The 24925-nt window shown below is 59.5% G+C and carries 24 protein-coding genes, 1 other RNA gene and 1 other annotated feature; of the genes, 9 read left to right on the top strand and 16 right to left on the bottom strand.

Annotated features, from left to right (window positions below; genetic code table 11):
* Nucleotides 1-9 precede the first annotated feature (9 nt).
* The 9 genes from ACP39K_RS07565 to ACP39K_RS07525 form a co-directional block, all read right to left on the bottom strand.
* Nucleotides 10-1275: a GntP family permease gene (locus ACP39K_RS07565; RefSeq protein ID WP_033641131.1), complete on the bottom strand. Its 1266-nt coding sequence runs from the start codon at nt 1273-1275 to the stop codon at nt 10-12.
* Between the two features lie 119 nt (nt 1276-1394).
* Nucleotides 1395-2528, bottom strand: coding sequence for a sugar diacid recognition domain-containing protein (locus ACP39K_RS07560; RefSeq protein WP_016928832.1), 1134 nt, complete (start codon nt 2526-2528; stop codon nt 1395-1397).
* Between the two features lie 166 nt (nt 2529-2694).
* Entirely contained in the window at nt 2695-3339 is a 645-nt protein-coding gene (gene adk, locus ACP39K_RS07555) for an adenylate kinase (protein WP_004940261.1), read from the bottom strand.
* A 202-nt stretch (nt 3340-3541) separates the two neighbouring features.
* On the bottom strand, nt 3542-5407 hold the full coding sequence (gene htpG / locus ACP39K_RS07550; protein WP_016928833.1) for a molecular chaperone HtpG: 1866 nt from the start codon (nt 5405-5407) through the stop codon (nt 3542-3544).
* A gap of 143 nt (nt 5408-5550) precedes the next feature.
* Nucleotides 5551-6156 carry a recombination mediator RecR gene (gene recR / locus ACP39K_RS07545; RefSeq protein ID WP_004940263.1) on the bottom strand — a complete coding sequence of 202 codons (606 nt, stop codon included), beginning with the start codon at nt 6154-6156 and terminating at the stop codon, nt 5551-5553.
* Nucleotides 6156-6485 carry a YbaB/EbfC family nucleoid-associated protein gene (locus tag ACP39K_RS07540; RefSeq protein ID WP_004940264.1) on the bottom strand — a complete coding sequence of 110 codons (330 nt, stop codon included), beginning with the start codon at nt 6483-6485 and terminating at the stop codon, nt 6156-6158. The genes recR and ACP39K_RS07540 overlap by 1 nt, the downstream gene beginning before the upstream one ends.
* A gap of 41 nt (nt 6486-6526) precedes the next feature.
* On the bottom strand, nt 6527-8485 hold the full coding sequence (gene dnaX / locus ACP39K_RS07535) for a DNA polymerase III subunit gamma/tau (protein ID WP_016928834.1): 1959 nt from the start codon (nt 8483-8485) through the stop codon (nt 6527-6529).
* Nucleotides 7130-7194 (bottom strand) — a sequence feature (DnaX frameshifting element). Its footprint overlaps the gene before it by 65 nt.
* A gap of 92 nt (nt 8486-8577) precedes the next feature.
* Complete coding sequence (apt, locus tag ACP39K_RS07530; protein ID WP_015376864.1) at nt 8578-9129, bottom strand: adenine phosphoribosyltransferase; 552 nt, start codon at nt 9127-9129, stop codon at nt 8578-8580.
* 153 nt (nt 9130-9282) lie between these two features.
* Nucleotides 9283-9663, bottom strand: coding sequence for a DUF454 family protein (locus ACP39K_RS07525; protein ID WP_019454167.1), 381 nt, complete (start codon nt 9661-9663; stop codon nt 9283-9285).
* Between the two features lie 134 nt (nt 9664-9797).
* On the opposite strand from ACP39K_RS07525, the gene priC reads away from it, so the two are divergent.
* Together priC and rsmS are read left to right on the top strand one after the other, a co-directional pair.
* The gene (priC, locus tag ACP39K_RS07520; RefSeq protein ID WP_033641136.1) at nt 9798-10334 is read left to right on the top strand and encodes a primosomal replication protein PriC; all 537 of its coding nucleotides are present in this window, start codon (nt 9798-9800) and stop codon (nt 10332-10334) included.
* A gap of 106 nt (nt 10335-10440) precedes the next feature.
* Nucleotides 10441-10620, top strand: coding sequence for a pleiotropic regulatory protein RsmS (gene rsmS, locus ACP39K_RS07515; RefSeq protein WP_016928837.1), 180 nt, complete (start codon nt 10441-10443; stop codon nt 10618-10620).
* 31 nt (nt 10621-10651) lie between these two features.
* Here the strand turns inward: rsmS and mscK are convergent, their stop codons facing one another.
* The 3 genes from mscK to acrR all read right to left on the bottom strand — a co-directional run bounded on the left by mscK (nt 10652) and on the right by acrR (nt 15193).
* The gene (gene mscK, locus ACP39K_RS07510) at nt 10652-14044 is read right to left on the bottom strand and encodes a mechanosensitive channel MscK (RefSeq protein WP_497008403.1); all 3393 of its coding nucleotides are present in this window, start codon (nt 14042-14044) and stop codon (nt 10652-10654) included.
* Nucleotides 14045-14144: 100 nt separating this feature from the next.
* Nucleotides 14145-14498: a DsrE/DsrF/TusD sulfur relay family protein gene (locus ACP39K_RS07505; protein WP_016928839.1), complete on the bottom strand. Its 354-nt coding sequence runs from the start codon at nt 14496-14498 to the stop codon at nt 14145-14147.
* An 11-nt stretch (nt 14499-14509) separates the two neighbouring features.
* Entirely contained in the window at nt 14510-15193 is a 684-nt protein-coding gene (gene acrR, locus ACP39K_RS07500; protein WP_042705619.1) for a multidrug efflux transporter transcriptional repressor AcrR, read from the bottom strand.
* A 142-nt stretch (nt 15194-15335) separates the two neighbouring features.
* Here acrR and sdeX point away from each other — a divergent pair, with 142 nt between their 5' ends.
* From sdeX to ykgO, 4 genes are all read left to right on the top strand, one after another.
* Nucleotides 15336-16523 carry a multidrug efflux RND transporter periplasmic adaptor subunit SdeX gene (sdeX, locus tag ACP39K_RS07495; RefSeq protein WP_004940290.1) on the top strand — a complete coding sequence of 396 codons (1188 nt, stop codon included), beginning with the start codon at nt 15336-15338 and terminating at the stop codon, nt 16521-16523.
* A 17-nt stretch (nt 16524-16540) separates the two neighbouring features.
* Entirely contained in the window at nt 16541-19687 is a 3147-nt protein-coding gene (gene sdeY, locus ACP39K_RS07490) for a multidrug efflux RND transporter permease subunit SdeY (protein ID WP_016928842.1), read from the top strand.
* Between the two features lie 186 nt (nt 19688-19873).
* Complete coding sequence (locus tag ACP39K_RS07485) at nt 19874-20128, top strand: type B 50S ribosomal protein L31 (protein WP_004940303.1); 255 nt, start codon at nt 19874-19876, stop codon at nt 20126-20128.
* Nucleotides 20129-20140: 12 nt separating this feature from the next.
* On the top strand, nt 20141-20281 hold the full coding sequence (ykgO, locus tag ACP39K_RS07480) for a type B 50S ribosomal protein L36 (protein WP_004940304.1): 141 nt from the start codon (nt 20141-20143) through the stop codon (nt 20279-20281).
* Between the two features lie 107 nt (nt 20282-20388).
* Here the strand turns inward: ykgO and ACP39K_RS07475 are convergent, their stop codons facing one another.
* From ACP39K_RS07475 to ACP39K_RS07465, 3 genes are read right to left on the bottom strand one after another with little or no spacing between them, the layout of a single operon-like run.
* Nucleotides 20389-21267 (bottom strand): metal ABC transporter substrate-binding protein, encoded by an 879-nt coding sequence (locus ACP39K_RS07475; RefSeq protein WP_244757982.1) that lies wholly within the window; start codon nt 21265-21267, stop codon nt 20389-20391.
* A 25-nt stretch (nt 21268-21292) separates the two neighbouring features.
* Nucleotides 21293-22150: a metal ABC transporter permease gene (locus ACP39K_RS07470; RefSeq protein WP_161544447.1), complete on the bottom strand. Its 858-nt coding sequence runs from the start codon at nt 22148-22150 to the stop codon at nt 21293-21295.
* Nucleotides 22147-22860, bottom strand: coding sequence for a metal ABC transporter ATP-binding protein (locus tag ACP39K_RS07465; RefSeq protein WP_497008402.1), 714 nt, complete (start codon nt 22858-22860; stop codon nt 22147-22149). Before ACP39K_RS07465 ends, ACP39K_RS07470 begins: the two co-directional genes overlap by 4 nt.
* 404 nt (nt 22861-23264) lie before the next feature.
* Between ACP39K_RS07465 and ACP39K_RS07460 the strand changes: the two genes are divergently transcribed.
* The 3 genes from ACP39K_RS07460 (at nt 23265) to hha (ending at nt 24398) form a co-directional block, all read left to right on the top strand.
* Complete coding sequence (locus ACP39K_RS07460; RefSeq protein WP_048795900.1) at nt 23265-23618, top strand: hypothetical protein; 354 nt, start codon at nt 23265-23267, stop codon at nt 23616-23618.
* A 158-nt stretch (nt 23619-23776) separates the two neighbouring features.
* On the top strand, nt 23777-24145 hold the full coding sequence (gene tomB / locus ACP39K_RS07455) for an Hha toxicity modulator TomB (RefSeq protein ID WP_004940312.1): 369 nt from the start codon (nt 23777-23779) through the stop codon (nt 24143-24145).
* Between the two features lie 49 nt (nt 24146-24194).
* Complete coding sequence (gene hha, locus ACP39K_RS07450; RefSeq protein ID WP_004940313.1) at nt 24195-24398, top strand: hemolysin expression-modulating protein Hha; 204 nt, start codon at nt 24195-24197, stop codon at nt 24396-24398.
* A 331-nt stretch (nt 24399-24729) separates the two neighbouring features.
* On the opposite strand, the gene ffs is transcribed toward hha, so the two are convergent.
* Nucleotides 24730-24826: signal recognition particle sRNA small type (ffs, locus tag ACP39K_RS07445), an RNA gene on the bottom strand.
* Between the last annotated feature and the right edge of the window lie 99 nt (nt 24827-24925).

Genomic DNA, 24925 nt, shown 5'->3' with positions numbered 1-24925 from the left:
CACTGTTCCTTATCCCGCCAGGTTAAATACGCCAAACATCAGCGCCGAGATTGCCGCGATGGTGAACCCCACCAACGTTTCATACGGCAGCAGCTTGAGCCGCTCGTGCACCGCCATATTGACGCTGCCGCCGGTGGCGTGGAAGAAACTGCCATGCGGCAGGTGATCCAGCACCGTGGCGCCCGCGTGGATCATCGCCGCGCCGGCCAACCCGCTCACCCCCAGTTCCAGCAGCGTGGAGCTGAACACCCCGGAGGCGACGGCGGTGCCGGCGGTGGTCGAGGCGGTCGCCATCGACATCAGCGCGCCGGACAGCGGCGCCAGCAGCCAGGCCGGCAGCCCGGTGTGCGTTAAGCCGTTAATCAAGACATCCTTCAGCGCCGAATTGGCGATGATGCCCGCCAATGTGCCGGTGCCGAGCAGCATGATCGCCACCGGCGCCATGCGCGACAGGCCGGAAACCATAAACTGATTGCACTGACGAATACGCCCCATCAGCAGCGCACCCGCCAACCCGCCGACCGGCAGCGCGATCAGCGGATCGACGGCGATCCCGGCGATCGGCCGCAGCGACAACAGCAGGATCGCCACCAGCGGCGCGCTGATCGCCGCAGCAAAACCCGGCCGCGCTCCTTCGGCATGCTGAGTCAGCTCTTCGGCCATCACCCTGCTGCCTTTATCGCTCAGGCGACGCGCCAGCAGATAGGCCACCACCAGGCCGCACAGCCCCGGCACGATGCCGGCCATCATCACCGAAGTGAGCGGCACATGGAAGTTGTCCGCCGCCGCAATGGTGTTCGGGTTAGGCGACATCACGTTGCCGGCCTTGCCGCCGCCGATCATCGCCAGCAGGATCGCCGCGCGTGAAATGCCGGCCTTCTGGGCGATCGACAGCGCGATCGGCGCGACGGTGATCACCGCCACATCGATAAACACCCCCACCGCCGTCAGGATAAGTGTAGCCACCGCCAGCGCCAGCAACGCGCGGGTTTCGCCCACCTTGCGCACGATGGTTTCGGCGATGGTGTGCGCCGCGCCGGATTCGATCAGCACCCCGGCCAATACCCCCGCCGCCAAAATGCGCATCACGGCGTTGGTGATGCCCTGCGCCCCGCCGATCATCAGCGTCACGGTCTGCACCAGGTCGGCGCCGCCGCACAGCCCGCCCGCCAGCGCGCCGGCGATCATGCCGTAAGCCGGCGGCACCTTGCGTAGAATCAGGACGATGGCGACGGCTAACGCCACCAGCGCCCCCAGAGTGGATACGGTTGTCATTGTTGTTTTCTCCGTGGTTGATGTGCAGGCCAACATATCGCGCGCGTCCGGCGTTGACCTGAGGGGAAACAACAAAAAAGCGCCGGGGGAACGGCGCGGAATTTGTGGGTTGGCACAACTCAGTCGTGCATCAGCATGCCGATAAACAACCGCAGAGAGTCAGTTAATTGATTGATTTTCATGCCGGTTATCGCTTCAATGCGCTGCAGGCGATAACGCAGGGTATTGACGTGAATATGCAGCTGCGCGGCGGTCTGCGTCTGATCACAATTCTGCGAAAAATAGTGGCGCAGCGTACTGCGCAGCACGCCTTTTTCATCCTGTTCGCCCAGCGTCCGCCAGGGGCGCCCCAGCTCTTGCGCGCGCCAGTCCTCTCCCAGATCGCACAGCAGCGACGGCAACGGATAGTCGTGGTAGAACAGCGTGGCGTGACGCAGTTTCAGGCGCTGCGCCATTGCCTGGGTGGCGCGCGCCGTCAGGCTGGAACGGTAGGCGCTTTGCGGATCGTCATAAAAACCGCCGACGATCAGCCGCACCCGAAAGCGGTGTTTGAGCTGATTTTGCAAACGCTGCGCCTGCTGGCGCTCCAGCTTCAAACTCCATTCGCCCTGAGCCATGCAGGCCGGGCGCAACAGGGTCATTTCATTGAAGCCGGTAATGGCGATCAACGCGTCGCGCTGGGTGGCCTCCAGCTCCGCCAACAGCTCGCGCAACAGGTGCGGCTGCGCCTCTTGCAGTTCGACGATCCACACGATGCGCGTCTGGCGCAGATCCAATCCCAGATACGCCGCCATCGCTTCCAGCGACGCCGTGTTCGGCTGCGGCTGCAGCAGCTGGTTCGCCAGCTCTTCCCGGTAGCGCTTTTCCCACTGGTGCTGATCCAGCAGCGCCGCCTGCTCTACCATCATCTCCGCCGCCATCTTGACCAACTCGGCGTAGGCGCGCACCTCGGCCGGTTCGCCGGAAATGCCAATCACCCCCACCCGCTGGTTACGAAAGCTGAACGGCAGGTTGATGCCGGGCCGCACGCCCTTCAGGTGCTCGGCGGTGGCGCGGTCGATTTCCACCACCCGATTCTCCGCCAGCGCCAGCACCGCGCCTTCATGGCGCTGGAACAGGCGCTGCGGGTTGCCGGAGGCGATGATCACGCCGTTGCTGTCCATCACGTTGACGGAATGGCTGATGATGCCCATCGCCCGCTGGACGATCTGGCGCGCGGTGGCTTCCGCCAGAAGATTGGTTTGTCTGAGCATGCCCGGCTCCCTGCTGAGGGTGAAAACGCAGGCTTGTTATACGCCATTTGGCGTGGGCGATTAACGGGCACGGTTGCAACAAGCCGCCGCGATCACAATTTGGCGGCAAAACGGCAAAAAAAAACGCCGGGCCACTGGCCCGGCGTCATGCACAATGTGCTTGCGATCAACCGAGGATGGTCGCCAGCTCTGCGCTCACTTCGGCCACCTTGCGGGTGCCGTCGATTTTGCGGTATTGGGTGTTGCCCGCTGCCGCTTCTTTGCTGTAGTAAGAGATCAGCGGCGCGGTCATCTGATGGTATTCCACCAGACGCTTGCGCACGGTCTCTTCCTGATCGTCCTTGCGCGTGGTCAGCTCTTCGCCGGTCACGTCGTCTTTGCCTTCCACCTGCGGCGGATTGAACTTCACGTGGTAGACGCGGCCGGACGGCGCGTGCACGCGGCGGCCAACGATGCGGTCAACGATCAGCTCGTCCGGCACGTCGAACTCCAGCACGAAGTCCACGTTGATGCCGGCTTCTTTCATCGCGTCAGCCTGCGGAATGGTGCGTGGGAAACCGTCCAGCAGGAAGCCCTTGCGGCAATCTTCCTGAGCGATGCGCTCTTTGACCAGCGCGATCACCAGCTCATCGGTCACCAGCTTGCCGGCGTCCATGATCTCTTTCGCCTGCTTGCCCAGTTCACTGCCGGCCTTCACGGCTGCGCGCAACATATCACCGGTGGAGATTTGCGGAATGCCGTATTTCTCCATGATGAATTGAGCCTGAGTACCTTTACCAGCGCCCGGAGCGCCCAGCAGAATGATACGCATTGCGTAAATCCCCTTGCTATGTAGTTTTTATAAAATTGCGAAAACGCTCAACGATACCATTTCAGGGGGGGCAGGCTCAAGGCGCGCGAAGGAAATCGATTGCGGAATGTGCAAAAAAACCGACGAACAAAAGGCGAGAAAAGGTGGGGAAAAACCGAAAATGCGCCCCTAACGGTGCCGTTAAGGGCGCATATCTTCAACTTTAGGCGGACAGCAACTTATTCATGCGGCGGATGAACAGGTTCGGATCCTCCAACGTGCCGCGTTCAGCCAACAGCGCCTGATCCAATAACAGGTCGATCCATTCGGCAAAATGTTCGTTATCGCCCACGTCGGATGCGCGTTTGACCAGAGCATGTTCCGGATTAAGCTCGAAAATGTACTTCACTTCCGGCGCCTGCTGGCCGGCGGCGGCGAACAGCTTGGCCATCTGGGTGCTCATTTCGTCGGCGTCGGTCACGACGATCGCCGGCGTATCGGTCAGGCGGTGCGTCAGGCGCACATCCTTCACGCGATCGCCCAGCAGGGTTTTCACGCGTTCGATGAATGGTTCCAGCTGCTTCTCGGCGGCCTTCTGCTCTTCGGTTTCATCCGCCAGTTTATCCAGCGCTTCATCCGCCTTGCTGACCGACTGGAACGGCTTGCCGTCGAACTCGGTCAGGTAGCTCATCATCCACTCGTCGATGCGATCGGACAGCAGCAGCACTTCGATGCCTTTCTTGCGGAACAGCTCCAGGTGCGGGCTGCTCTTGGCCGCGGCGTAGCTGTCGGCGGTGATGTAGTAAATCTTCTCCTGGCCTTCCGCCATCCGGCCGACGTACTCTTCCAGCGATACGGTCTGCGCCGAGCTGTCGCCGTGGGTGGTCGCGAAGCGCAGCAATTTGGCGATCGCTTCCTGGTTGCCGTTGTCTTCCGCCGGGCCCTCTTTCAGCACCAGACCGAACTGCTGCCAGAATTTCTGGTAGCCTTCGGCGTCGTCTTTGGCCAGCTTGTCCAGCATCTGCAGCACACGCTTGGTCAGCGCGCCGCGCAGGTTTTGCGTCACACGGCTGTCTTGCAGGATCTCGCGCGATACGTTCAGCGGCAGATCGTTGGAGTCGATCAGGCCGCGCACGAAGCGCAGGTAGTTCGGCATGAACTGCTCGGCGTCGTCCATGATGAACACGCGCTGCACATACAGCTTCAGGCCGTGCTTGTGATCGCGGTTCCACATGTCCCACGGCGCCTGCGCCGGGATGTACAGCAGGCTGGTGTATTCCTGCTTGCCCTCCACCCGGTTGTGGCTCCAGCTCAGCGGATCGGTGAAGTCGTGGGCGATGTGTTTGTAGAACTCTTTGTACTCTTCGTCGGTCACGTCAGCCTTGCTGCGGGTCCACAGGGCCTGCGCCTTGTTGATCTTCTCCCAGGTGACGGTGTCGTCTTCTTCGTTTTTGCTTTCGATCTCCACCGGCAAGGCGATGTGATCGGAATATTTGCCGATCACCGAACGCAGGCGCCAGGCGTCGAGGTACTCATCTTCGCCTTCGCGCAGATGCAGGGTGATTTCGGTGCCGCGGGTCTCTTTGGTGATATCGGCGATGGTGTAGTCGCCTTCGCCGGCGGACTCCCAGAACACGCCTTCGTCATCGGCGGCGCCGGCGGCGCGGGTGCGCACGGTCACTTTGTCCGCCACGATGAACGCCGAATAGAAACCGACGCCGAACTGGCCGATCAGTTGGCTGTCTTTCGCCTGATCGGAACCGATGGACTCCAGGAACGCTTTGGTGCCTGACTTGGCGATGGTGCCGAGGTTTTCAATCACTTCTTCGCGGCGCATGCCGATGCCGTTGTCGGCGATGGTCAGGGTGCGCTGCTCTTTATCGAAGGACAAACGTACGCGCAGTTCGCCGTCGCCGGCGTACAGCTCTGGCGCGGACAGGGCGCGGAAGCGCAGCTTGTCGGCGGCGTCAGAGGCGTTGGAAATCAGCTCGCGCAGGAAAATTTCTTTGTTGGAGTACAGCGAATGGATCATCAAATGAAGCAGCTGTTTTACTTCAGACTGGAACCCGCGGGTTTCTTGACCTTTCATACTCATTGATTACCTCAAAAGACAATGGCTACCAAAATCGAACAATGAGGATCAGATGAGGGTCAGGGTGTTGTTTTTCAAGCGGACAGCGGGAATTTTTTGGCAAAAAACGGTGGGGCCGGGCGGCCCCATCCGGGAAAACATCAGAACTTGATAGCGTGGCGCCCGGCCAGCGAATGCGACAACGTGGTGCCGTCGACCATCTCCAGCTCGCCGCCCACCGGCACGCCGTGGGCAATGCGGCTGGCGAGCACGCCATACTGGCCGCACATCTCGGCAATGTAGTTGGCGGTCGCTTCCCCTTCCACCGTCGGGTTGGTGGCGAGGATCACTTCGGTGATGCTTTCCTTTTCCAGCCGTTGCTCCAGGCGATCCAGACCGATATCGCCCGGCCCGATGCCGTCCAGCGGCGACAGATGCCCCATCAGCACAAAGTAGCGCCCGGCGAACTGGCCGGTCTGCTCGATGGCGTGGATATCCGCCGGGCTTTCCACCACGCAAATCTGGCCGTTTTGCTGACGGCGCGGATTGGCGCAAATAGTGCAGACGTCCTGTTCGGTGAAGGTGCGGCAGTCGGCGCAGTGGCCGATCTCCGACATCGCGCGCGTCAACGCCTGCGCCAGGCGCATCCCGCCGCTGCGATCGCGCTGCAGCAGTTGAAACGCCATGCGCTGCGCCGATTTCGGGCCGACGCCCGGCAGACAGCGCAGCGCCTCCATCAGGGATTCAAGGAGCGGGCTGGTTTGCATCAGAACGGCATCTTGAAGCCAGGCGGCAACTGCATGCCGCTGGAGACGGAAGCCATTTTCTCTTTCTGAGTCTCTTCGATGCGGCGCGCGGCGTCGTTAAACGCAGCGGCGATCAGATCTTCCAGCATCTCTTTGTCGTCTTCCATCAGGCTAGGATCGATCTCCACGCGGCGGCAGTTGTGCGCACCGTTGATGGTGACTTTCACCAGGCCCGCGCCGGATTCGCCGGTCACTTCCAATTTGGCGACTTCTTCCTGCATCTGCTGCATTTTTTCTTGCATTTGCTGGGCTTGCTTCATCAGGTTGCCCAGACCGCCTTTACCAAACATAGTCGTCTCTCGTCGCTAGGGCCGCGCACCTCGCGCGGCGTTTAAAGGGGGCGAATACTCTCTTCATCCAGATCCGCGTCGAAGAATCGGCGCAGCGTCTGAATGTTGGTATCCGCTTCGATGGACTGGCGCGCCTGCGCCAGCTTTTCTTCATAGATGGCTTGTCGCCATTCCAGCGGGGTCCGCCCCGCCGGATTATCGTCCTCCACCACGGTCAGCTCAATCGGGCCGCCGTACAGCTCACCGAGCGCGTCGGCCAGCGTCTTCTGCGCCGAAGGTGAATTCAGATGGCGCTGCGAAGACCGCAGATGGAGGTTAATTTTGCCCGGCTCCGGCTGCTGCTTGAAGGCGTTCAACGCCAGCTGCTGCACCAATTTCGGGATCTTCAGCTTATCGATTTCCGCCGCCCAGGCGTCGCGCTCCAGCGACTCCACCACCAGCTTGGCGGCCAGCTCCGGCGTTTTCTCGTGCTCCAACGCCGTGCGCAGCGCTTTCGGCGTCGCCAGCGGTTCCGGCGCCGCTTCCGGCTCGGTCTGCGCGCGCCAGCGATAGGCTTCCGGTTTCGCCGGTTTTTCCGGCACCTTCTTCTCCGCCAGGCGCTGCTGGCTGCGCTCGGTCACGGAAGCCAAACGCCCCAGCGCCGAGTTTGCCGGCCGCGCTATTCCTGGCGCCGCCGGCTCATTCTTTTTTGGTGTGGATGCTCCCTGCTGCCGTTGCAGCTGGGACCGCGCTTTCAACAGCTGGGCGGTGGCATCCGGTAAAGGGGCCGATGATTGTCGCTGTGGCGCGGCCGGCTGCCCTAGCGGCGGCGGCGCGTCCTGAAACTGCGGCGGCTGTTGTGAAGCGGCGGCCTGCGGCTGCGCCATCGGCGCCGGCGCGGTCTGCACCAACGCCACCGGCTCCGGGATCACCGCTTTCGGGTGAAACGCCAGCGCGCGCAGCAGGGTCATCTCAACCCCCATGCGGCGATCCGGCGCATAGGCCAGCTCTTTGCGGCCCACCAACAGCGTCTGGTAGTAAAGTTGCACATCGGCCGGCGGCAGGGTTCGCGCCAGCTCGCGCAGCCGTTGCTCCACGGCGGCGTACTGGTTGTCGAGCATCGAAGGCAACAGCTGCACCATCGCAATGCGATGCAGCAGCGCCAACGTCTCCACCAGCAGATTTTCCCAGTCCACGCCGCGCGAAGCGGCCTGCGCGACCTGCGCCATCACCTTTTCGCCGTCGGCGCTGACCAGCGCTTCGAGGATCGCCAGCGGTTGCTCGTCATCGAGCGTGCCGAGCATCTGGCTGACGGTGGCGGCGGTCACCTGCCCCTGCCCCATGGCGATCGCCTGATCGGTCAGGCTCAGCGCGTCGCGCATGCTGCCGTCGGCGGCGCGCGCCAGAAGCTGCAGCGCACGCGCGTCGCTGGTGATCTGCTCCGCCGTCAGCACCGTTTCCAGCTGCTGACGGATCTGATCGACGTCCAGCGCTTTGAGGTGGAACTGCAGACAGCGCGAGAGAATGGTCACCGGCAGCTTTTGCGGATCGGTGGTGGCCAACAAGAATTTGACGTGCGGCGGCGGCTCTTCCAACGTCTTCAGCAACGCGTTGAAGCTGTGGCGCGAGAGCATGTGCACTTCGTCGATCAGGTAGACCTTGAAGCGGCCGCGCGCCGGCGCGTACTGGACGTTGTCCAGCAGATCGCGGGTATCCTCCACCTTGGTTCGGGAAGCGGCGTCGATCTCGATCAGATCGACGAAGCGCCCCTGCTCGATCTCGCGGCAGTTGTCGCATTGGCCGCACGGCGTGGCGGTGATGCCGGTTTCACAGTTCAGGCCTTTGGCCAGCAAGCGGGCGATGGTGGTTTTCCCCACGCCGCGCGTGCCCGAGAACAGATAGGCGTGATGGATCCGCCCCAGTGAGAGGCCGTTGGCCAGCGCGGTCAGGACATGTTCCTGGCCGACCACGTCTGCGAACGTTTGAGGGCGCCACTTACGGGCGAGAACCTGATAGCTCATTAATACCGGAGAAGTCGAGGAATCTGGAGGGTCATGCTAACACAGCCCCGCGGCGATCCGCGAGGCCGTTGTGCCCAAGGGGCAATGCCGCATCAATGGCCGGCGAAGTCCACCAGGCAGTAGCAATCGATGCCCAGCTTGTTCAGACGCGCTTCCCCGCCCAGATCCGGCAGGTTGATGATGAACGCGGCGTCGTTCACTTCACCGCCCAGACGGCGGATCAGTTTGGTGGTCGCTTCGATGGTGCCGCCGGTCGCCAGCAGATCGTCCACCACCAGCACTTTGTCACCCGCAGTGATGGCGTCGGTGTGGATCTCCAGCTTGTCGGTGCCGTACTCCAGCTCATAGCTTTCGCTGAGCGTGGCGCGCGGCAGTTTGCCCGGTTTGCGCACCGGCACGAAACCGACGCCCAGCGCCAGCGCGACGGGCGCGCCGAACAGGAAACCGCGCGCTTCGGTACCCACCACCTTGGTCACGCCCGCTTCGCGATAGCGCTCAACCAGCAGCTCGATGCTGGCGGCGTAGGCCAACGGGTTTTCCAGCAGGCTGGTCACGTCGCGGAACAGGATGCCCGGCTTCGGATAATCCGGGATGGTTTTGATACTGTCTTTAATAAACTGAAGCTGCTGCGCAGTAGCGGTCATAATTGTTGCCTGATAAAACTGCCTGAAAACCGGCGCGCCGCTCACCCGCCGCCCCCGGGTGAAACACACCGGAGAAGAAATGGCAGGCGATCCGCGCACGAAAACGCCCAAATCTATGCAAACTGGCGGACAAATGCAACCAGCGGCGCACAATCAGCGCTGTTTTTGTTGCGACAGGTCAATAACCGGCAGGCGCAGCATAAAGGTCAGCAAAATAGCCAGCATCAGCAGCAACAGCCCGCGCACCCACCAGATTTTCACCAGCCACAGCGAACAGGCGAAGGTCAGCACGATCACTAGCACCGCCTTCCACTTCGCCCCCGGCGGCAGCGCGCGATGCTGCTGCCAGTGGCGCAGATAAGGGCCGAACCAGGAGCGGTGCAGCAGCCAGTGATGAAAGCGCGGCGAAGAGCGGGCGAAGCACCAGGCGGCCAACAGCAGGAACGGCGTGGTCGGCAGCAATGGCAGCACCACGCCCAACGTCGCCAGCACCACCGCCAGCCAGCCCAAAATGATCAATAACCCACGCGTCATGCGGCTCTTCGCTCCTCAATCGGTTGCCGCCTACTGTAGCATCGGCGCCGCGCCGGCGGAATATGCGTACGGCGCTTGTTTCACGGCAGGATCGCGGGCAAGCTTACGCCTGTTGAAATCAAGAGGGAGCTTATGTGAGCACTCAGCGTCTATTACAGGTGTTGGCGCAGCAGATCGCGGCGCTGGCGGCCGAAGTGACCCCGCGCGGCGACGTTCCGATCCCGCAGGCGCGCTTCGACGCCGCCCTGTTCGCCAATCGCGGCACGCGGCTGCGCGACTACCTGGCCGAAGTGGAGAAAAATTTCGCCCAATTGCAAAGCGCCGCCAACGACAACCGCACCAGCCAGGTGGCCTTTCTGGCCGAAAAACTGGTGGCTCAAATCTCTGCCCTGCAGCGCGAGCTGGCAACCCAGGCGCTGCGGCGCAAGAACCAGCCGAAAGAAGCCCCCGAGGCCGATCTGTACCACAAGCTGGCCGAACATCAGGACTACGAACGCCGGCTGATCGCCATGATTCAGGATCGGGAAAGCCTGCTGGGGCGCCAGACCACGCTGGCGGCGCAGCAAAAGCTGCAGCACGAGCTGGCGGCGCTGGAGGGGAGACTGATGCGCTGCCGTCAGGCGCTGGCGCGCATCGAGCGCAATATCGAGCGCAAAGAAAACGGTTTTTGAAGATTTATCACAATATTTTAATGATTATTCCCGGTTGCGCGCCGGGTTCACTATACTCTGCCGAGACACGAGTTTTTCATCCCATTAATTAATAAGCGCAGGTGCTATGTCTCTGGAAAACGCCTCACCCGAACTGCAGCTGGCGGTAGACTTGATTTACCTGCTGGAATGCAACGAGATCGATCCGGCTACCGCGCTGGCGGCGCTGGATATCGTCAAACGGGATTATCAGGAAAAGCTGCAGCGCGCCGGCGTCACCTCGCCCTATCTGCCCGCCGGACAGTAACCGGGGACAGCGCCGCTGTCCCTTTCGCCTCTCATTGCTTATCCGCCGCCGTCTGGCCGCCGTCGTCCGGCGACAGCGTTCTTTTCACTTCCTGCACTTCGTTGCCCTGCTGGTTATGCAGATACACCTCCAGCTGGTTGAAAGCGATGTCGATGTCGTTTTCCCGGCACAGGCGGTCGATTGAGCGATTCAGTTCATCCACCGTGTAGCTGCGATCGCGCAGTTCCCGCACATAGAGTCGCAGTTCGTGATCCAGCGTGCTGGCGCCGAAGTTGAGGAAGAACACCTGCGGTTCGGGATCGGTCATCACCCGCGGGTTGTCGTGCGCCGCCTGCAGCAGCACCTTTTTCACCTTGTCGAGATCGGAGCCGTAGGCCACGCCGACCTTGATCAGCACGCGGGTGATGGTGTCGGACAGCGACCAGTTGATCAGCCGTTCGGTGACGAACGCCTTGTTCGGAATGATCACCTCTTTGCGGTCGAAGTCGGTAATGGTGGTGGCGCGAATGCGGATCTTGCTGACCGAACCGGAGAAGGTGCCGATGGTGATGGTATCGCCGATGCGGATCGGGCGTTCGAACAGAATGATCAGACCGGAGACGAAATTGGCGAAGATCTCCTGCAGGCCGAAGCCCAACCCGACCGTCAGACCGGCGGCCAGCCATTGCAGTTTGTCCCAGGATACGCCGAGCGATCCCAGCGCAACCACGGCGCCCACGGCGGTAATCAGGTAAGTGAGCACGGTGGTGATGGCATAGGACGCCCCCTGCCGCAACTGCAGCCGCGACAGCACCACCACCTCCAACAAACCGGGCATGTTGCGGGTGAGCACGTAGGCGACGATCACCGCGGCGATCGCCACCATCATGTTGCCCAGCGTCACCGCCTGCGCCACGCTGCTGCCCGCCACGGTGCTGGTGTAATGCCACAGCGTGATGCTGTCCAGGTAAGCGATGACCGTCACCAGATCCGACCAAATGGCGTAAAAGGCGCTGGCGAAGATGGCGAACAGCACCAGGGTGGTCAGGCGCAGCGACTGTTGGTTGATCTGATCGAGCGCCAGCGGCGGCTCTTCCACCACCGGTTCACCGCCTTCGGCCCCCTCTTTCGCCACGTTTTGCCGCCGCGCCAACGCGCGCCGGTAGGCCAGACGCCGCGCCGCCACGCTCAGGCCGCGCAGGGCAGTCAGGTACACAATATTCCACAGGAAAAACAGATACAGGCTGTCTATCCAGCGGCTGGCCAGCCGCAGCGTGGTATAAAAGTAGCCGGCGAACATCAGCCCCAGCAGGATCAGCGGCGTGGCGGCCAGCGCAGTGACCATCACCAGCCGCACGGCGTGCGAGCCCTTTTCACGCCAGCTGTCGCGACACAGCGGGAACACCAGCACCGTGAGCAGCGCCAGCGTCAACATCACCACGATCTGGCCGATGACGTCTTCCACCAGGCGCAGCGGCGCTTTTTCGCCCAATACCGACCAGAAGATCAGCGGCTGCAGCGCCAGCCCCAGCCGCAGCGTCTGGCGGCGATAATGCGCGCACAGGTTGGGGCCGAAGTTGAAATGCCGCTCGGCGATGCCGCCCGGTTTCAGCATGCGGTAACTGAAAGCGAATACCAGCCATGACAGCGCCAGCTGCTGCGACAATGCCCAGATAAAGTCGCTGATGCCAAAATCTGCGCGATACATCCAGAAACCGACGCCAAGGAGCAACGCGGCGCCAGGCAACACCTTCAGCAAGGTCAGCGCGATGGCCTTCGGCGTATGCAGTTGGCCGTCGCGCTTCAGTTGCCCCACATCGTTGGCCAGCTTTTGTAAATGGCCGTCGATTAGCCGGTAGCGCCAACGCAATACCCCGATCGCCAACAGCAGCGGGATCAGGAACACCAGCGCATTCACCCCGCCCTGCAATAGCTTGCCGCCGTCGAATTTGAGATCGAGCCCGGCAATCTGATCGCGCACCGCCTCCGGCATCGCCTTCAGCCACGCCAGATCGACCGGCTTGTTGCTGTTGACCCAGAAAATCTGCTGGGTCAGCGTATCCTGCAGCGAGCCGTAGACGCTGGTGAGCTGCTGTTGGTTAATCTGCAGGTTGATCGACAGCGACAGCTGGTTGCTGAGCTGCTTGTTCAACTGATCCAGCAGTTCGCGGCGCATGTCGACGATCTCATTCAACGCGTCGATCACTTCCGGGCCGGCCTTTTCCTTGCTCTCGGTCACCAGCTGGTTGATGTAATCTTCGCCCTTGAACAGATCGTCGCGTTGCTGATTGATATCGAACTGCTCCAGCCGCAGATCGGCGATGCGCGTATCCATATCCGCCAGCAGCGTGCCCTGCGGCAGGCTTTGCTGCTGCTGATACAGAATGCGCGACAGCACCAGGCTGCCTTTCAACACCTGGATCTGCTCTTTCAGGTTACGCTCCGCCTGCAGCCCGCGGTCGAGCCAGTTCTTGACCCGAATGTTCTGCTGGAACAGGGTGTTGCTCTCTTCGGTGGCGGCGATCAGCCGCTGGCTCAGTTGGCGGTTGACGTCCAGCTGCTTGCTGACCAGCTGATCGTGCTGAATATCGGTGGCGTCTTCCGGGTTCTGCGCCTCTTTGGCGGTCTTTTCGGACAGCGTCAACCGCTTGCTGTTGACGATCTCCTGCAGCAGTTGCACCGACCGATCGAGCGCATCGATATGCGCGGTGGTGTAATCGCGCTGCTTTTGCAGCAGATCCTGCAGCGTGGTATTGGCTTCCAGGCTTTTACGCTGCAGCTCCAGCTGCGCATTGAGCAGCGCCTGCTCGGTGCTCAGCATCACCTGCTGACTGTTGCGCAGCGAATCTTGCCCCGGCGTCTGGCCGCTGAGCTGGCTGCGGATCTCCTGCAGGCGCTGCGAGGCGGCGTACATGGTGCTTTGTACCCGCTCGGGCTGGGTTTGCAGCGACACCAGTTGGCTGTTGTAGGTGGAGAGGCTCTCCTGCGCGCTTTGCAGCTCGTCGAGCGTTTGATACAGCCGGCTTTCCAACTGACGCAGCGACAGCGGCAACAGCGCAGCGCGCGCCGCCGCATTGTCTACCGGCTGCTTCAGCGCATCCAATTCGGCGGTGACCTGACTGAGTTTCGCCGGCGCCTGCTGCACCTGCTGTTTAAGCTGCGCGGCGTCTTGCCGGTTGCGCTCGAGGGCATCCAGCAGCTCCAGCGTGCGGGTCAAATCCTGCTGGGAGAGCTTTTCGACCGGCGTCAGGGCTTTTTGCTTGTTCAGCATTTCCAACTGGCTTTGCACTTCGCTGCGCTGCGGCAGATCGCCGCTCAGCGCCGCCTGCGCCGGCGAGCTGAACGCGTAAATAAGGAAAAGGAGAGTCGCGGCGGCGATGCGCCGCCGGCATGCGCCGACAAACATGAGCGGCGCCAGAGAAGGCAGAGTCAACCAGCGATGCATGATTTAGCTTCGGATCGGTTAAGAAGCCTGAAGATTATCACGATCGCCGGCAGGCAACGAACAACAAAAGCGTTGCCGGTGATGTCCCATTGTCGCGAAATCAGAAAGTCAGCACTTTCTCCGCCGCCAGCGTCCACTGCGCCAGCTCGACCAAGGTGCCGATCGCCACGCCGTCCGCCAGCGGCAAGCGGCTGACGCCGCGCGCGTCGGCGCAGGTCTTGCACAGCTTGACCGGCACCTGCTGCGCGGTGAGGATTTCCAGCATCTGCTGCAGGTGGTACCCCTCGTGCGGCTGCTGCCCGGCCAACCCGGCCACCACCGCATCGGACATCAGAAACAGCCGCAGATCGAGATCGCTCTGCTGCTCTTTCATGGCGATGGCCAACCGCAGCGCATTGAACAAGGATTCGTGGCCATAGGCGGCGCCATTGGCGATGAGAACGACTGATGACATGAAATCTCTCCTTATAAAGGCAGGGAGCCGGCGTTGGACGGTGCAGCCGTCGGCATATCGGATTTGAGGCGCAAGGTGGGGCAAAACTGCAGCATCTCCAAAAACGCATCCACCAGCGCTTCGGCTTCAGCCCGCAAATCGAAACTTTCCGGCATAAACAGCCAGTTTTCCAGCAGGCCGGTGATATAACCGCGCAGGATGATCGCCGCGCGACGAGTGTGCAGATCGGCCGGCAATTGCCCGTGGTGAATGCAGTTGCACAGCACCGCCTCGATGCGTTCGTAACCGGCGAGGTACAGCACCTTGCGCGAATCCAGCAGCGGCATCATTTCACCGACAAACTCGCATTTGTGGAATATAATTTCCATCAACGCCCGCCTGCGGCCGTCTTCAACCGTAGACGTCAGAATGTAAATCAGAATTTCTCGGATAACCCGCAGTGGATTATCGGGAAACTTTGCCTGATACTCTGTTTCGAGCTGGTCAATTTTCGGCTCGGTAGATTCCCAAACTTCATTAAACAGGTCTACCTTATTCTTGAAGTGCCAGTAAATGGCTCCACGCGTAACCCCAGCAGCGGTGGCAATATCTGTCAGTGACGTTGCAGCAACGCCACGTTCAGAGAACTCTCTCACCGCAGCATCGAGGATTTGCTGTCGGGTTTCTTGCGCCTGCTGTTTGGTTTTTCGTGCCATGGCATTGTTATTTAGGGGGAGTGTGATTTACATACATTCGCGAATGTATGTACCATAGCACGCACATATAATTAACGCAGCAATGGGTTTTAAAGCTTGTGATCCATTGATCATTTTGAAATCGGACACTTGAGGTTTTTCTATGAACAAAAACAGAGGGTTAACGCCTCTGGCGGCCGTTCTGATGCTTTCAGGCAGCTTAGTGCTAACAGGATGTAACGATAAAGAAACCCAACAGCAAGGTGCCCAACAACAGGCACCTGAAGTGGGCGTAGTCACCTTGAAGGCCGAGCCTCTCAACATCACTACCGATCTTCCTGGCCGCACCGCTGCGTATCGTATCGCCGAAGTTCGCCCTCAGGTCAGCGGCATCATCCTGAAGCGCAACTTCGTCGAAGGCAGCGATATCAAGGCCGGGACGTCTCTGTACCAAATCGATCCCGCAACCTATCAAGCCAGCTACGACAGCGCGAAAGGCGATTTGGCCAAAGCACAGGCCAGCGCTTCCATCGCACGCGTGACGGTAAACCGCTACAAGCCATTGCTGGGTACCAGCTATATCAGTAAGCAGGACTACGACAACGCCGTCTCCACGCTGCAGCAAGCGGATGCCGCCGTCGTGGCCGCCAAAGCCGCCGTCGAAACCGCGCGCATTAATCTGGCGTACACCAAAGTGACCTCCCCGATCTCCGGCCGCATCGGCAAATCCGCCGTGACCGAAGGCGCGCTGGTCAGCAACGGCCAGGCGACCGCCCTGTCCACCGTGCAGCAGTTGGATCCGATGTATGTCGACGTCACCCAGTCGAGCACCGACTTCCTGCGCCTGAAGCAAGAACTGGCCAGCGGCGCGCTGAAGCAGGAAAACGGCAAGGCCAAGGTGAAACTGATGCTGGAAAACGGCACCGAATATGCGCAGGAAGGCACGCTGGAATTCTCTGACGTCACCGTCGATGAGACCACCGGCTCCATTACCATTCGCGCCCTGTTCCCTAACCCGAACGATACGCTGTTGCCTGGCATGTTCGTGCGCGCCCGTCTGGACGAAGGCGTGCGCAGCGATGCGCTGCTGGTGCCGCAGCAAGGCGTCACCCGCAACCCGCGTGGTGAAGCGACGGCGTTAGTGGTCGGTGCAGACGATAAAGTTGAGCTGCGCACGCTGAAGGCGGATCAGGCGATTGGCGACAAATGGCTGGTTACCGATGGCCTGAAAGCCGGCGATCGCGTGATCGTCTCCGGCCTGATGAAAGTGCATCCAGGCGCGCAGGTAAAGGTGCAGGAAGTTGACACTCAGGCGCAAAAACAGCCGCAGTCTGAAGCGCAGAAGTCATAAAAAGGAGCCTGTAATACATGGCTAAGTTCTTTATAGACCGCCCAATTTTCGCCTGGGTAATCGCCATCATCGTCATGTTGGCGGGGGTGCTTGCAATAATGAAACTGCCGATCGCGCAGTATCCCACTATTGCACCGCCGGCGGTGAGTATTTCCGCCACCTACCCGGGCGCAGATGCCAAAACGGTGCAGGATACCGTCACGCAGATTATCGAACAGAATATGAACGGTATCGATAACCTGATGTACATGTCCTCCACCAGTGATTCCTCTGGTAGCGTCACCATTACCCTGACGTTTGATTCCGGCACCGATCCTGACATCGCGCAGGTTCAGGTTCAGAACAAACTGTCGTTGGCCACCCCATTGCTGCCGCAAGAAGTTCAGCAACAGGGCCTGAAAGTAGAAAAATCCAGCAGCAGCTTCCTGATGGTGGCCGGCTTCGTTTCCGACGATCCGAACATGACGCAGGACGATATTGCGGACTACGTGGCGTCCAACATCAAGGATCCGATCAGCCGTTCGTCCGGCGTGGGCGAGGTGCAGCTGTTCGGTGCCCAGTACGCGATGCGTATCTGGCTGGATCCGAACAAGCTGAACAACTACCAGCTGACGACCACGGACGTGACCTCCGCCATCACCGAGCAGAACAACCAGATCGCCGCAGGCCAGCTGGGCGGCCTGCCGCCGGTGCCGGGGCAGCAGTTGAACGCCTCGATCATCGCGCAGACCCGTCTGACTTCGCCGGAAGAGTTCGGCAAGATCCTGCTGAAGGTGAATACCGACGGTTCCCAGGTGCGCCTGCGCGACGTCGCTCACATCGAGCGCGGCGCGGAAAGCTATGCCGTTACCGCGCGTTATAACGGCAAGCCTGCCGCCGGCCTGGGTATCAAACTGGCAACCGGCGCCAACGCCTTGAACACCGCCAAAGGTGTGAAAGACGAGCTGGCCAAGATGGCGCCATTCTTCCCGCAAGGGATGAAAGTGGTTTATCCGTACGACACCACCCCGTTCGTTAAAATCTCCATCAACGAAGTGGTGAAAACGCTGATCGAAGCCATCATCCTGGTGTTCCTGGTGATGTATCTGTTCCTGCAGAACTTCCGCGCGACGCTGATCCCAACCATCGCGGTGCCGGTAGTACTGCTGGGGACCTTTGCGATACTCGCGGCGTTCGGCTTCTCGATAAACACCCTGACGATGTTCGGCATGGTGTTGGCGATCGGCCTGCTGGTGGATGACGCCATCGTGGTGGTAGAAAACGTCGAGCGCGTCATGTCCGAAGAGGGGCTGCCGCCGAAAGAAGCCACCCGTAAATCGATGGGCCAGATCCAGGGCGCGCTGGTGGGCATCGCCATGGTGCTGTCGGCGGTATTCGTGCCGATGGCGTTCTTTGGCGGCTCAACCGGCGCCATCTATCGCCAGTTCTCGATCACCATCGTGTCCGCGATGGCGCTGTCGGTGCTGGTGGCCTTGATCCTGACGCCGGCGCTGTGCGCCACCATGCTCAAACCGATCCCGAAAGGCGATCACGGGGTTAAAACAGGCTTCTTCGGCTGGTTTAACCGCATGTTCGAGAAGAGCACGCATCACTACACCGACAGCGTGGGCAACATCCTGCGCAGCACCGGCCGCTATCTGATCATCTACCTGCTGATCGTGGTTGGCATGGGCCTGCTGTTCCTGCGCCTGCCTTCCTCGTTCCTGCCGGACGAAGATCAGGGCATCCTGTTGACCATGGTGCAGTTGCCTGCCGGTGCCACCGAGTCCCGCACCAACAAAGTGCTGGAAGAAGTCTCCGACTACTTCCTGAACAAGGAAAAGGACAACGTGGTTTCGGTGTTTACCGTCGCGGGCTTCGGCTTCAACGGTAACGGCCAGAACAACGGCCTGGCATTCGTCAGCTTGAAAGACTGGGGCGAGCGCCCAGGGGCTGGGAACAAGGTCGAAGCGATCGCGGGTCGCGCCATGGGCGCCTTCTCGCAGATTAAAGAAGGCCTGGTGTTCCCGTTCAACCTGCCGGCGATTATCGAACTCGGTACCGCAACCGGCTTCGACTTCGAGCTGATTGACCAGGGCGGCCTGGGGCACGAAAAACTGACCGAAGCGCGTAACCAGCTGTTGGGCATGGTTGCTCAGCATCCGGATGTGCTGGTGGGCGTGCGCCCGAACGGCCTGGAAGATACGCCGCAGTTCAAACTGATCGTCGATCAGGAGAAAGCCAAGGCGTTGGGCGTCAGTATCACCACCATTAACAGCACGCTAAGCACCGCGCTGGGTGGCTCGTACGTCAACGACTTCATCGACCGCGGTCGTGTGAAGAAGGTGTACGTACAGGCCGAAGCCCCGTTCCGCATGCTGCCGGAAGACATCAACAAGTGGTACGTGCGCGGTACAAGCGGCCAGATGGTGCCATTCTCCGCCTTCTCTTCGGCGAAATGGGAATACGGCTCACCGCGTCTGGAACGCTATAACGGCTTGCCGTCGATGGAAATTCTGGGCCAGGCCGCACCGGGCAAGAGTACCGGTGAAGCGATGAACCTGATGGAGCAACTGGCGTCCAAACTGCCAAGCGGCATCGGTTACGACTGGACCGGCATGTCCTATCAGGAACGTCTGTCGGGCAACCAGGCGCCGGCGCTGTACGCCATCTCGATTCTGGTGGTGTTCCTGTGTCTGGCGGCGCTGTATGAAAGCTGGTCCGTGCCGTTCTCGGTCATGCTGGTATTGCCGCTGGGGGTTATCGGTGCGTTGTTGGCCGCGACGATGCGCGGCATGAACAACGACGTGTACTTCCAGGTGGGGCTGCTGACCACCATCGGTCTATCGGCGAAGAACGCCATCCTGATCGTGGAATTCGCCAAAGACCTGATGGAAAAAGAAGGCAAAGGCCTGATCGAAGCGACATTGGAAGCGGTGCGTATGCGTCTGCGTCCAATCCTGATGACGTCCCTGGCCTTCATCCTCGGGGTTCTGCCGCTGGTTATCAGCAGCGGTGCGGGCTCCGGCGCACAGAACGCGGTTGGTACCGGCGTAATGGGCGGGATGATCACCGCTACCGTCTTGGCGATCTTCTTCGTACCGGTGTTCTTCGTGGTGGTTCGCCGCCGCTTCAGCAAGAAGAACGAAGACCTGGAACACAGCCATCCGGTAGAGCACCACTGATCGCTCAGTGATGTGAGCTCCACCTGATAATCGAAAAGGCCGCGCATGCGGCCTTTTTCTTTTGCTTCAGTTACTTAATGCAAACCGTTCTCATTAATTCACTTTTGTGTGCAATTTGCGCTTGATCGCGATGCCAGGTCGGCGCATAATTATTGTTATAGTATAACATTACACGAGAGGGCCATTATGAAACCCGGCATCCACCCCGATTACCGCACCGTGGTGTTCCACGACGTCAGCGCCAATGCCTACTTCAAAGTGGGATCGACCATCAAAACCGATCGCACTATCGAACTGGACGGCGAAAGCTGGCCGTATGTCACCCTCGACGTCTCTTCCGCTTCGCATCCGTATTACACCGGCAAGCAGAAAGACTATTCCAAAGAAGGCAGCACGGCGCGCTTCCAGCAGCGCTTTGGCCGCTTTATCGGCAATAAGTAACAAGGAAACCCCATGCAGGTATTGAGTTCATTGCGTTCGGCGAAAAACCGCCACCCGGATTGCAAAGTCGTGCGTCGTCGTGGCCGCATCTATGTGATCTGTAAAAGCAATCCGCGATTCAAAGCGGTACAGGGACGTAAGAAAAAGCGTTAACTCCCAAGTGTCATCTGTCGCAAAGCCCCGTTGCTGCTCAACGGGGCTTTTTTTATGGCGAGAAAGTGCCTGCAAGCTGTCCCCCACCCGCGGGCGGGGGGCAGAGATTACTTCATGCTGCTCAGCAGCGTGTCGACATTGTGTTTGAACGCCTGCTCATAGGTGGCCGCCGGGCCGCCGGCGCGGGAGAGCGCTTCAGGGTACAGCTCGCCGCCCGCCTTGGCGCCGGTGGCGGCGGCAATCTGTTTCACCAGCCGCGGATCGGTCTGGTTTTCGATAAAGTAAGCGTTAACCTTCTCCTGTTTAATCTGCTTAATCAGGTTCGCCACGTCGCTGGCGCTGGCTTCCGCTTCGGTGGAAAATCCGACCGGGGCAAGGAAGGTGACGCCATACTCTTGCCCAAAGTAGCCAAAAGCATCATGGCTGGTCAGCACCTTACGTTTCTGCGGCGGCACTGCGGCGAACTGGGTTTTGGCCCACAGATCCAACTTTTGCAGCTGCTGAATGTAGTCGGCGCCGCGCTGGCGAAAATAGTTGGCATCCTCAGGATCGGCGGCGATCAGGGCGTGCATCACGTTGGTGGCGTACTGTACGCCGTTTTTCATGCTGTTCCACGCGTGAGGATCGGTAATCGGTTTGCCATCCTCTTCCATCTGGCGGGTGTTGATGCCCTGTGAAGCGGTGATCACCTGCCCTTTATAACCCGAAGCGCTGACCAGGCGATCGATCCACCCTTCCAGCCCCAGGCCGCTGACGAAGACCACATCAGCCTGAGCCAGCTTCTTGCCGTCCTGCGGCGAAGGCTCGAAACTGTGCGGATCGCCATCCGGCCCCACCAGCGTGCTGACCTTGACGTGATCGCCGCCCACTTGCTTGACGATATCTCCCAGAATGGAAAAGCTGGCGACGGCGTCGACGGTCTTCGCCATCGCCAATGGGCTGGCCAGCAGAGCAGCAACCGCCAGCGATATAGGTAAACGTTTCATACTTTCTCCTTGCAAATGGCACTTCTCAACGGCGCGCAAAGGCGTAAATGCCCCCGCGCGTTCCAAACAGGATTGAGACAAAAAAGAGGATGCTGGCGCTGAGCACGATCGCCGGGCCGGCGGGCAGCGAAGCGTGATAGGACCACACCAGCCCCATCAGACTGGAAAGCGCGCCGATGCCCATCGCCGTCGCCAGCGTCTGCGGCAGATTGCGCGCCCAGAAGCGCGCGCTGGCGGCGGGCAACATCATTAACCCAACCGACATCAGGGTGCCGAGGATCTGGAATCCCGCCACCAGATTGACCACCACCAGCGCCAAAAACAGGCCGTGGATCAGCGCCAACCGGCGCGGCGCGTTAACGCGCAGGAAAGTGACGTCGAAGGATTCGATCACCAGCGCGCGGTACAGCGCCGCCAGCGCCAGCAGCGAAACCGAGGCGATCGCACCGACCATCAGCATCGCCTGCGCATCCACCGCCAGGATCGAACCGAACAACACGTGCAGCAGATCCACGCTGGAACCGCGCAGCGAGACCAGCGTGACCCCCAGCGCCAGTGAGCCCAGATAGAATCCGGCGAAGCTGGCGTCCTCTTTCAGCGGCGTGCGGCGGCTCACCAGGCCGGACAACATCGCCACCGCCAGCCCGGCGATAAAGCCGCCTACGCCCATCGCCACCAGCGACATGCCGGAGATCAGATAGCCGATCGCCGCGCCCGGCAACACCGCGTGGGACAAGGCATCCCCGACCAGACTCATGCGGCGCAGCAGCAGAAACACGCCCAGCGGGGCGGCGCTGAGCGACAACGCCAGGCAAGCCATCAGCGCGCGACGCATAAAACCGAAAGAGAGGAAAGGATCGATAAGCCCATGCAACAGCATCATGGCGCCACCGCCCGCAGATCCGGCTGCCGTTCGGCGGTGTGATGCCTCGGCACCTGCTCCAGCACTTGCTCGGCCGCGCCCCAGTGGCAAGCCTGCGGCGTCAGCAACAGCGCCTGCGGAAAATGCTCGGCGACCATCGACATATCGTGCAGCACGGCGATCACCGTTTTCCCCTGCCGGTGCAGTTGCGCGATCGCCTGCAGCAGGATCTGCGTGGTGGCGCTATCGATACCGGTGAAAGGTTCATCCAGCAAAATCAGCGGCGCTTGTTGGACCAGCAGGCGCGCAAACAACACCCGCTGCAGCTGACCGCCGGACAGCTCGCCCACCGGGTTGCGCACCAGCGCGCTCATGCCAACGCTCGCCAACGCCTCATTGACCTGGCTCGCCGCACGCTTGTTCATGCCTCCGAACATGCCGCTTTGCGGCCAACAGCCCATCGCCACCAGATCGCTCACCGCGATCGGGAATTGCCGATCCAGTTCCGCCTGCTGCGGCAAATAAGCTCTGCGCGGCGGCTTTCCGCCGCTAAAATTCAGGCTGCCGCTCATCGGCGGCAGCAAACCGGCGAGCGTTTTCAGCAATGTCGATTTTCCGGCCCCATTGACGCCCACCACCGCGGTTAGCGAGCCGGAGGTAAACTGCCCGCTCAGCGGCGGAAAAAGCGGCGTGGCGCCATAGCCCAGCACCAACTGGCGCAGGGTGATCATGGCAGCGATACCGCCCAAAAGATGCCGAGCCACAGCAGGGCCAGCAGCACAGCCGAACCCGCACAACGCGCGGCAGCGGAGGTGGTGAACAACGAATTCAGTGACGGCGCGGCGCCATGTTGCGAAGTGGGAATCAATGTGGTGACCAAAATGACAGGTTAATGGTTATAATATAACATCACAACAACTGCCGTATCTCAAGCTATGGCGCGACAATAATGCAACGGAACGTAACAATCCCTCGCACAGCGGATCTTCCCCCGTCCCCCTTACAAAACTCAGGGCTATTTCCATTCGGTTGGAATGTTGGCGTAAGGTAAAGAACAGCGGTAAATCGAAAAATTTACCGACGAGGGCGGAAAAGGAGTAAGATAAGCAGATAACATTGTTGTTGGCCGAGATTAATGCTTGTTACCCTTGCCTGTAACCTGGAAGTCAACGCACTTTCTGTTAAAAAATTAAAGAAATTGATTAATGACAATAGCGCGGAGTTAGTGCCGGCGCTGACCAGCGGACTCAGCTTTTATTCTGAAAGCGCACGCTATGCCGAAGATTCATTAGAAATACTTGATATAGTGCAACAAGGTGGCGGCGATTATTCAATGAGTTATCGTTATAAGTGGGGCATTTTTAATGCCTGCCTGGATATCAACAGCGAAGATATCATCAACGACAGCGTCCGGTTTCAAGTGACGTCTCGGGGTTTAATCTTCGACATCATTGATAACTCACGCCCATCAACTGCGGATGAATTGTAAGTTTACGTAATAACTACAGGCCAAACGCGAAAAAATGATTTATATTCATTTTACGGGAAGTTTATTTAACCACCGTTAAGCTGCCTCCGTTCATGATGTAAATCAGCTTACTCACATAGTGTTATCACACCGCAATTAAGACTTACGGAGGGGATGATATGGATGAGTATTCGCCTAAGCGGCACGACATTGCTCAGCTCAAATTCTTGTGCGAAAATTTGTATGATGAAGGTATCGCTACCCTGGGAGACAGTCATCATGGGTGGGTCAACGATCCGACGTCCTCCGTCAACCTGCAGCTTAATGAGTTGATCGAACATATCGCTTCGTTTGTGATGAGTTATAAAATTAAATACATGGACGAATCTGACCTGTCGGAGTTAGTCGAAGAATATCTCGACGATACCTATACGCTGTTCAGCAGCTATGGTATCAATGATTCCGACCTGCGCCGCTGGCAAAAAACCAAGGCGAGATTATTCAGAATGTTCTCAGGAGAGGACATCTGTACGACAATGAAAACTTAGGGGATAATTATTCCCAAGCTATTTTACGGTTATTAAACTAAAGGCCACCATGACTAAAACCGACTATCTGATGCGTTTACGTAAATGCACCACGATTGATACTCTCGAACGTGTTATTGAGAAAAATAAGTACGAGCTTTCCGATGATGAACTGGAGCTGTTTTACTCAGCGGCCGATCACCGTCTGGCAGAGCTCACCATGAACAAACTGTATGACAAAATCCCCACCTCCGTTTGGAAATATGTCAGATAATCAGCCCCCCAACGCGTTGAGCCGATGCTTTTATCGGCCTCAATGTTCAAGTTAAATACGTACTTTTCCTATTGACAGTAAAACTTCATTTACGTTCCCTCTTTCGATAATAATATTGTCCGGAAACAATTTTCTTTTTTAATCGAGACAGGTTACCTCATCGGCCGCCTCACTATGCCTTCACCCCAGCACCGCTAATTCATTATCCAAAAGAATTGAGGGCGAGAAGAAAAGAAATGCGTGTCGCTCTGCCTGATGACAGAAATGGATAATAGATACGTGGAAGAGAGGTGACAAAAGCGCGGATTGGCGAAGCCCAAATGGGTGGGGACCCTGCCAGCTACATCCCGGCACACACGTCACCTGCTGCGGCTGCTTCCTTCCGGACCTGACCGAGTTCACAAGTTAGTGTTGCGGGAGAACCAACAGGGCCCCCATTGACGGCTTCTGTACTCTGAAGCGGTGGGCATTATCGGCGATGCCCCACCAAATAGCAAGCCAACCGGGGCCAACCGCTGTTTTCTTAC

It is taken from the genome of Serratia sp. EC4 (assembly GCF_059652115.1).
The sequence above is the reverse complement of the archived record's forward strand: the minus strand, read 5'-3'. Positions and strand labels throughout refer to the sequence as shown.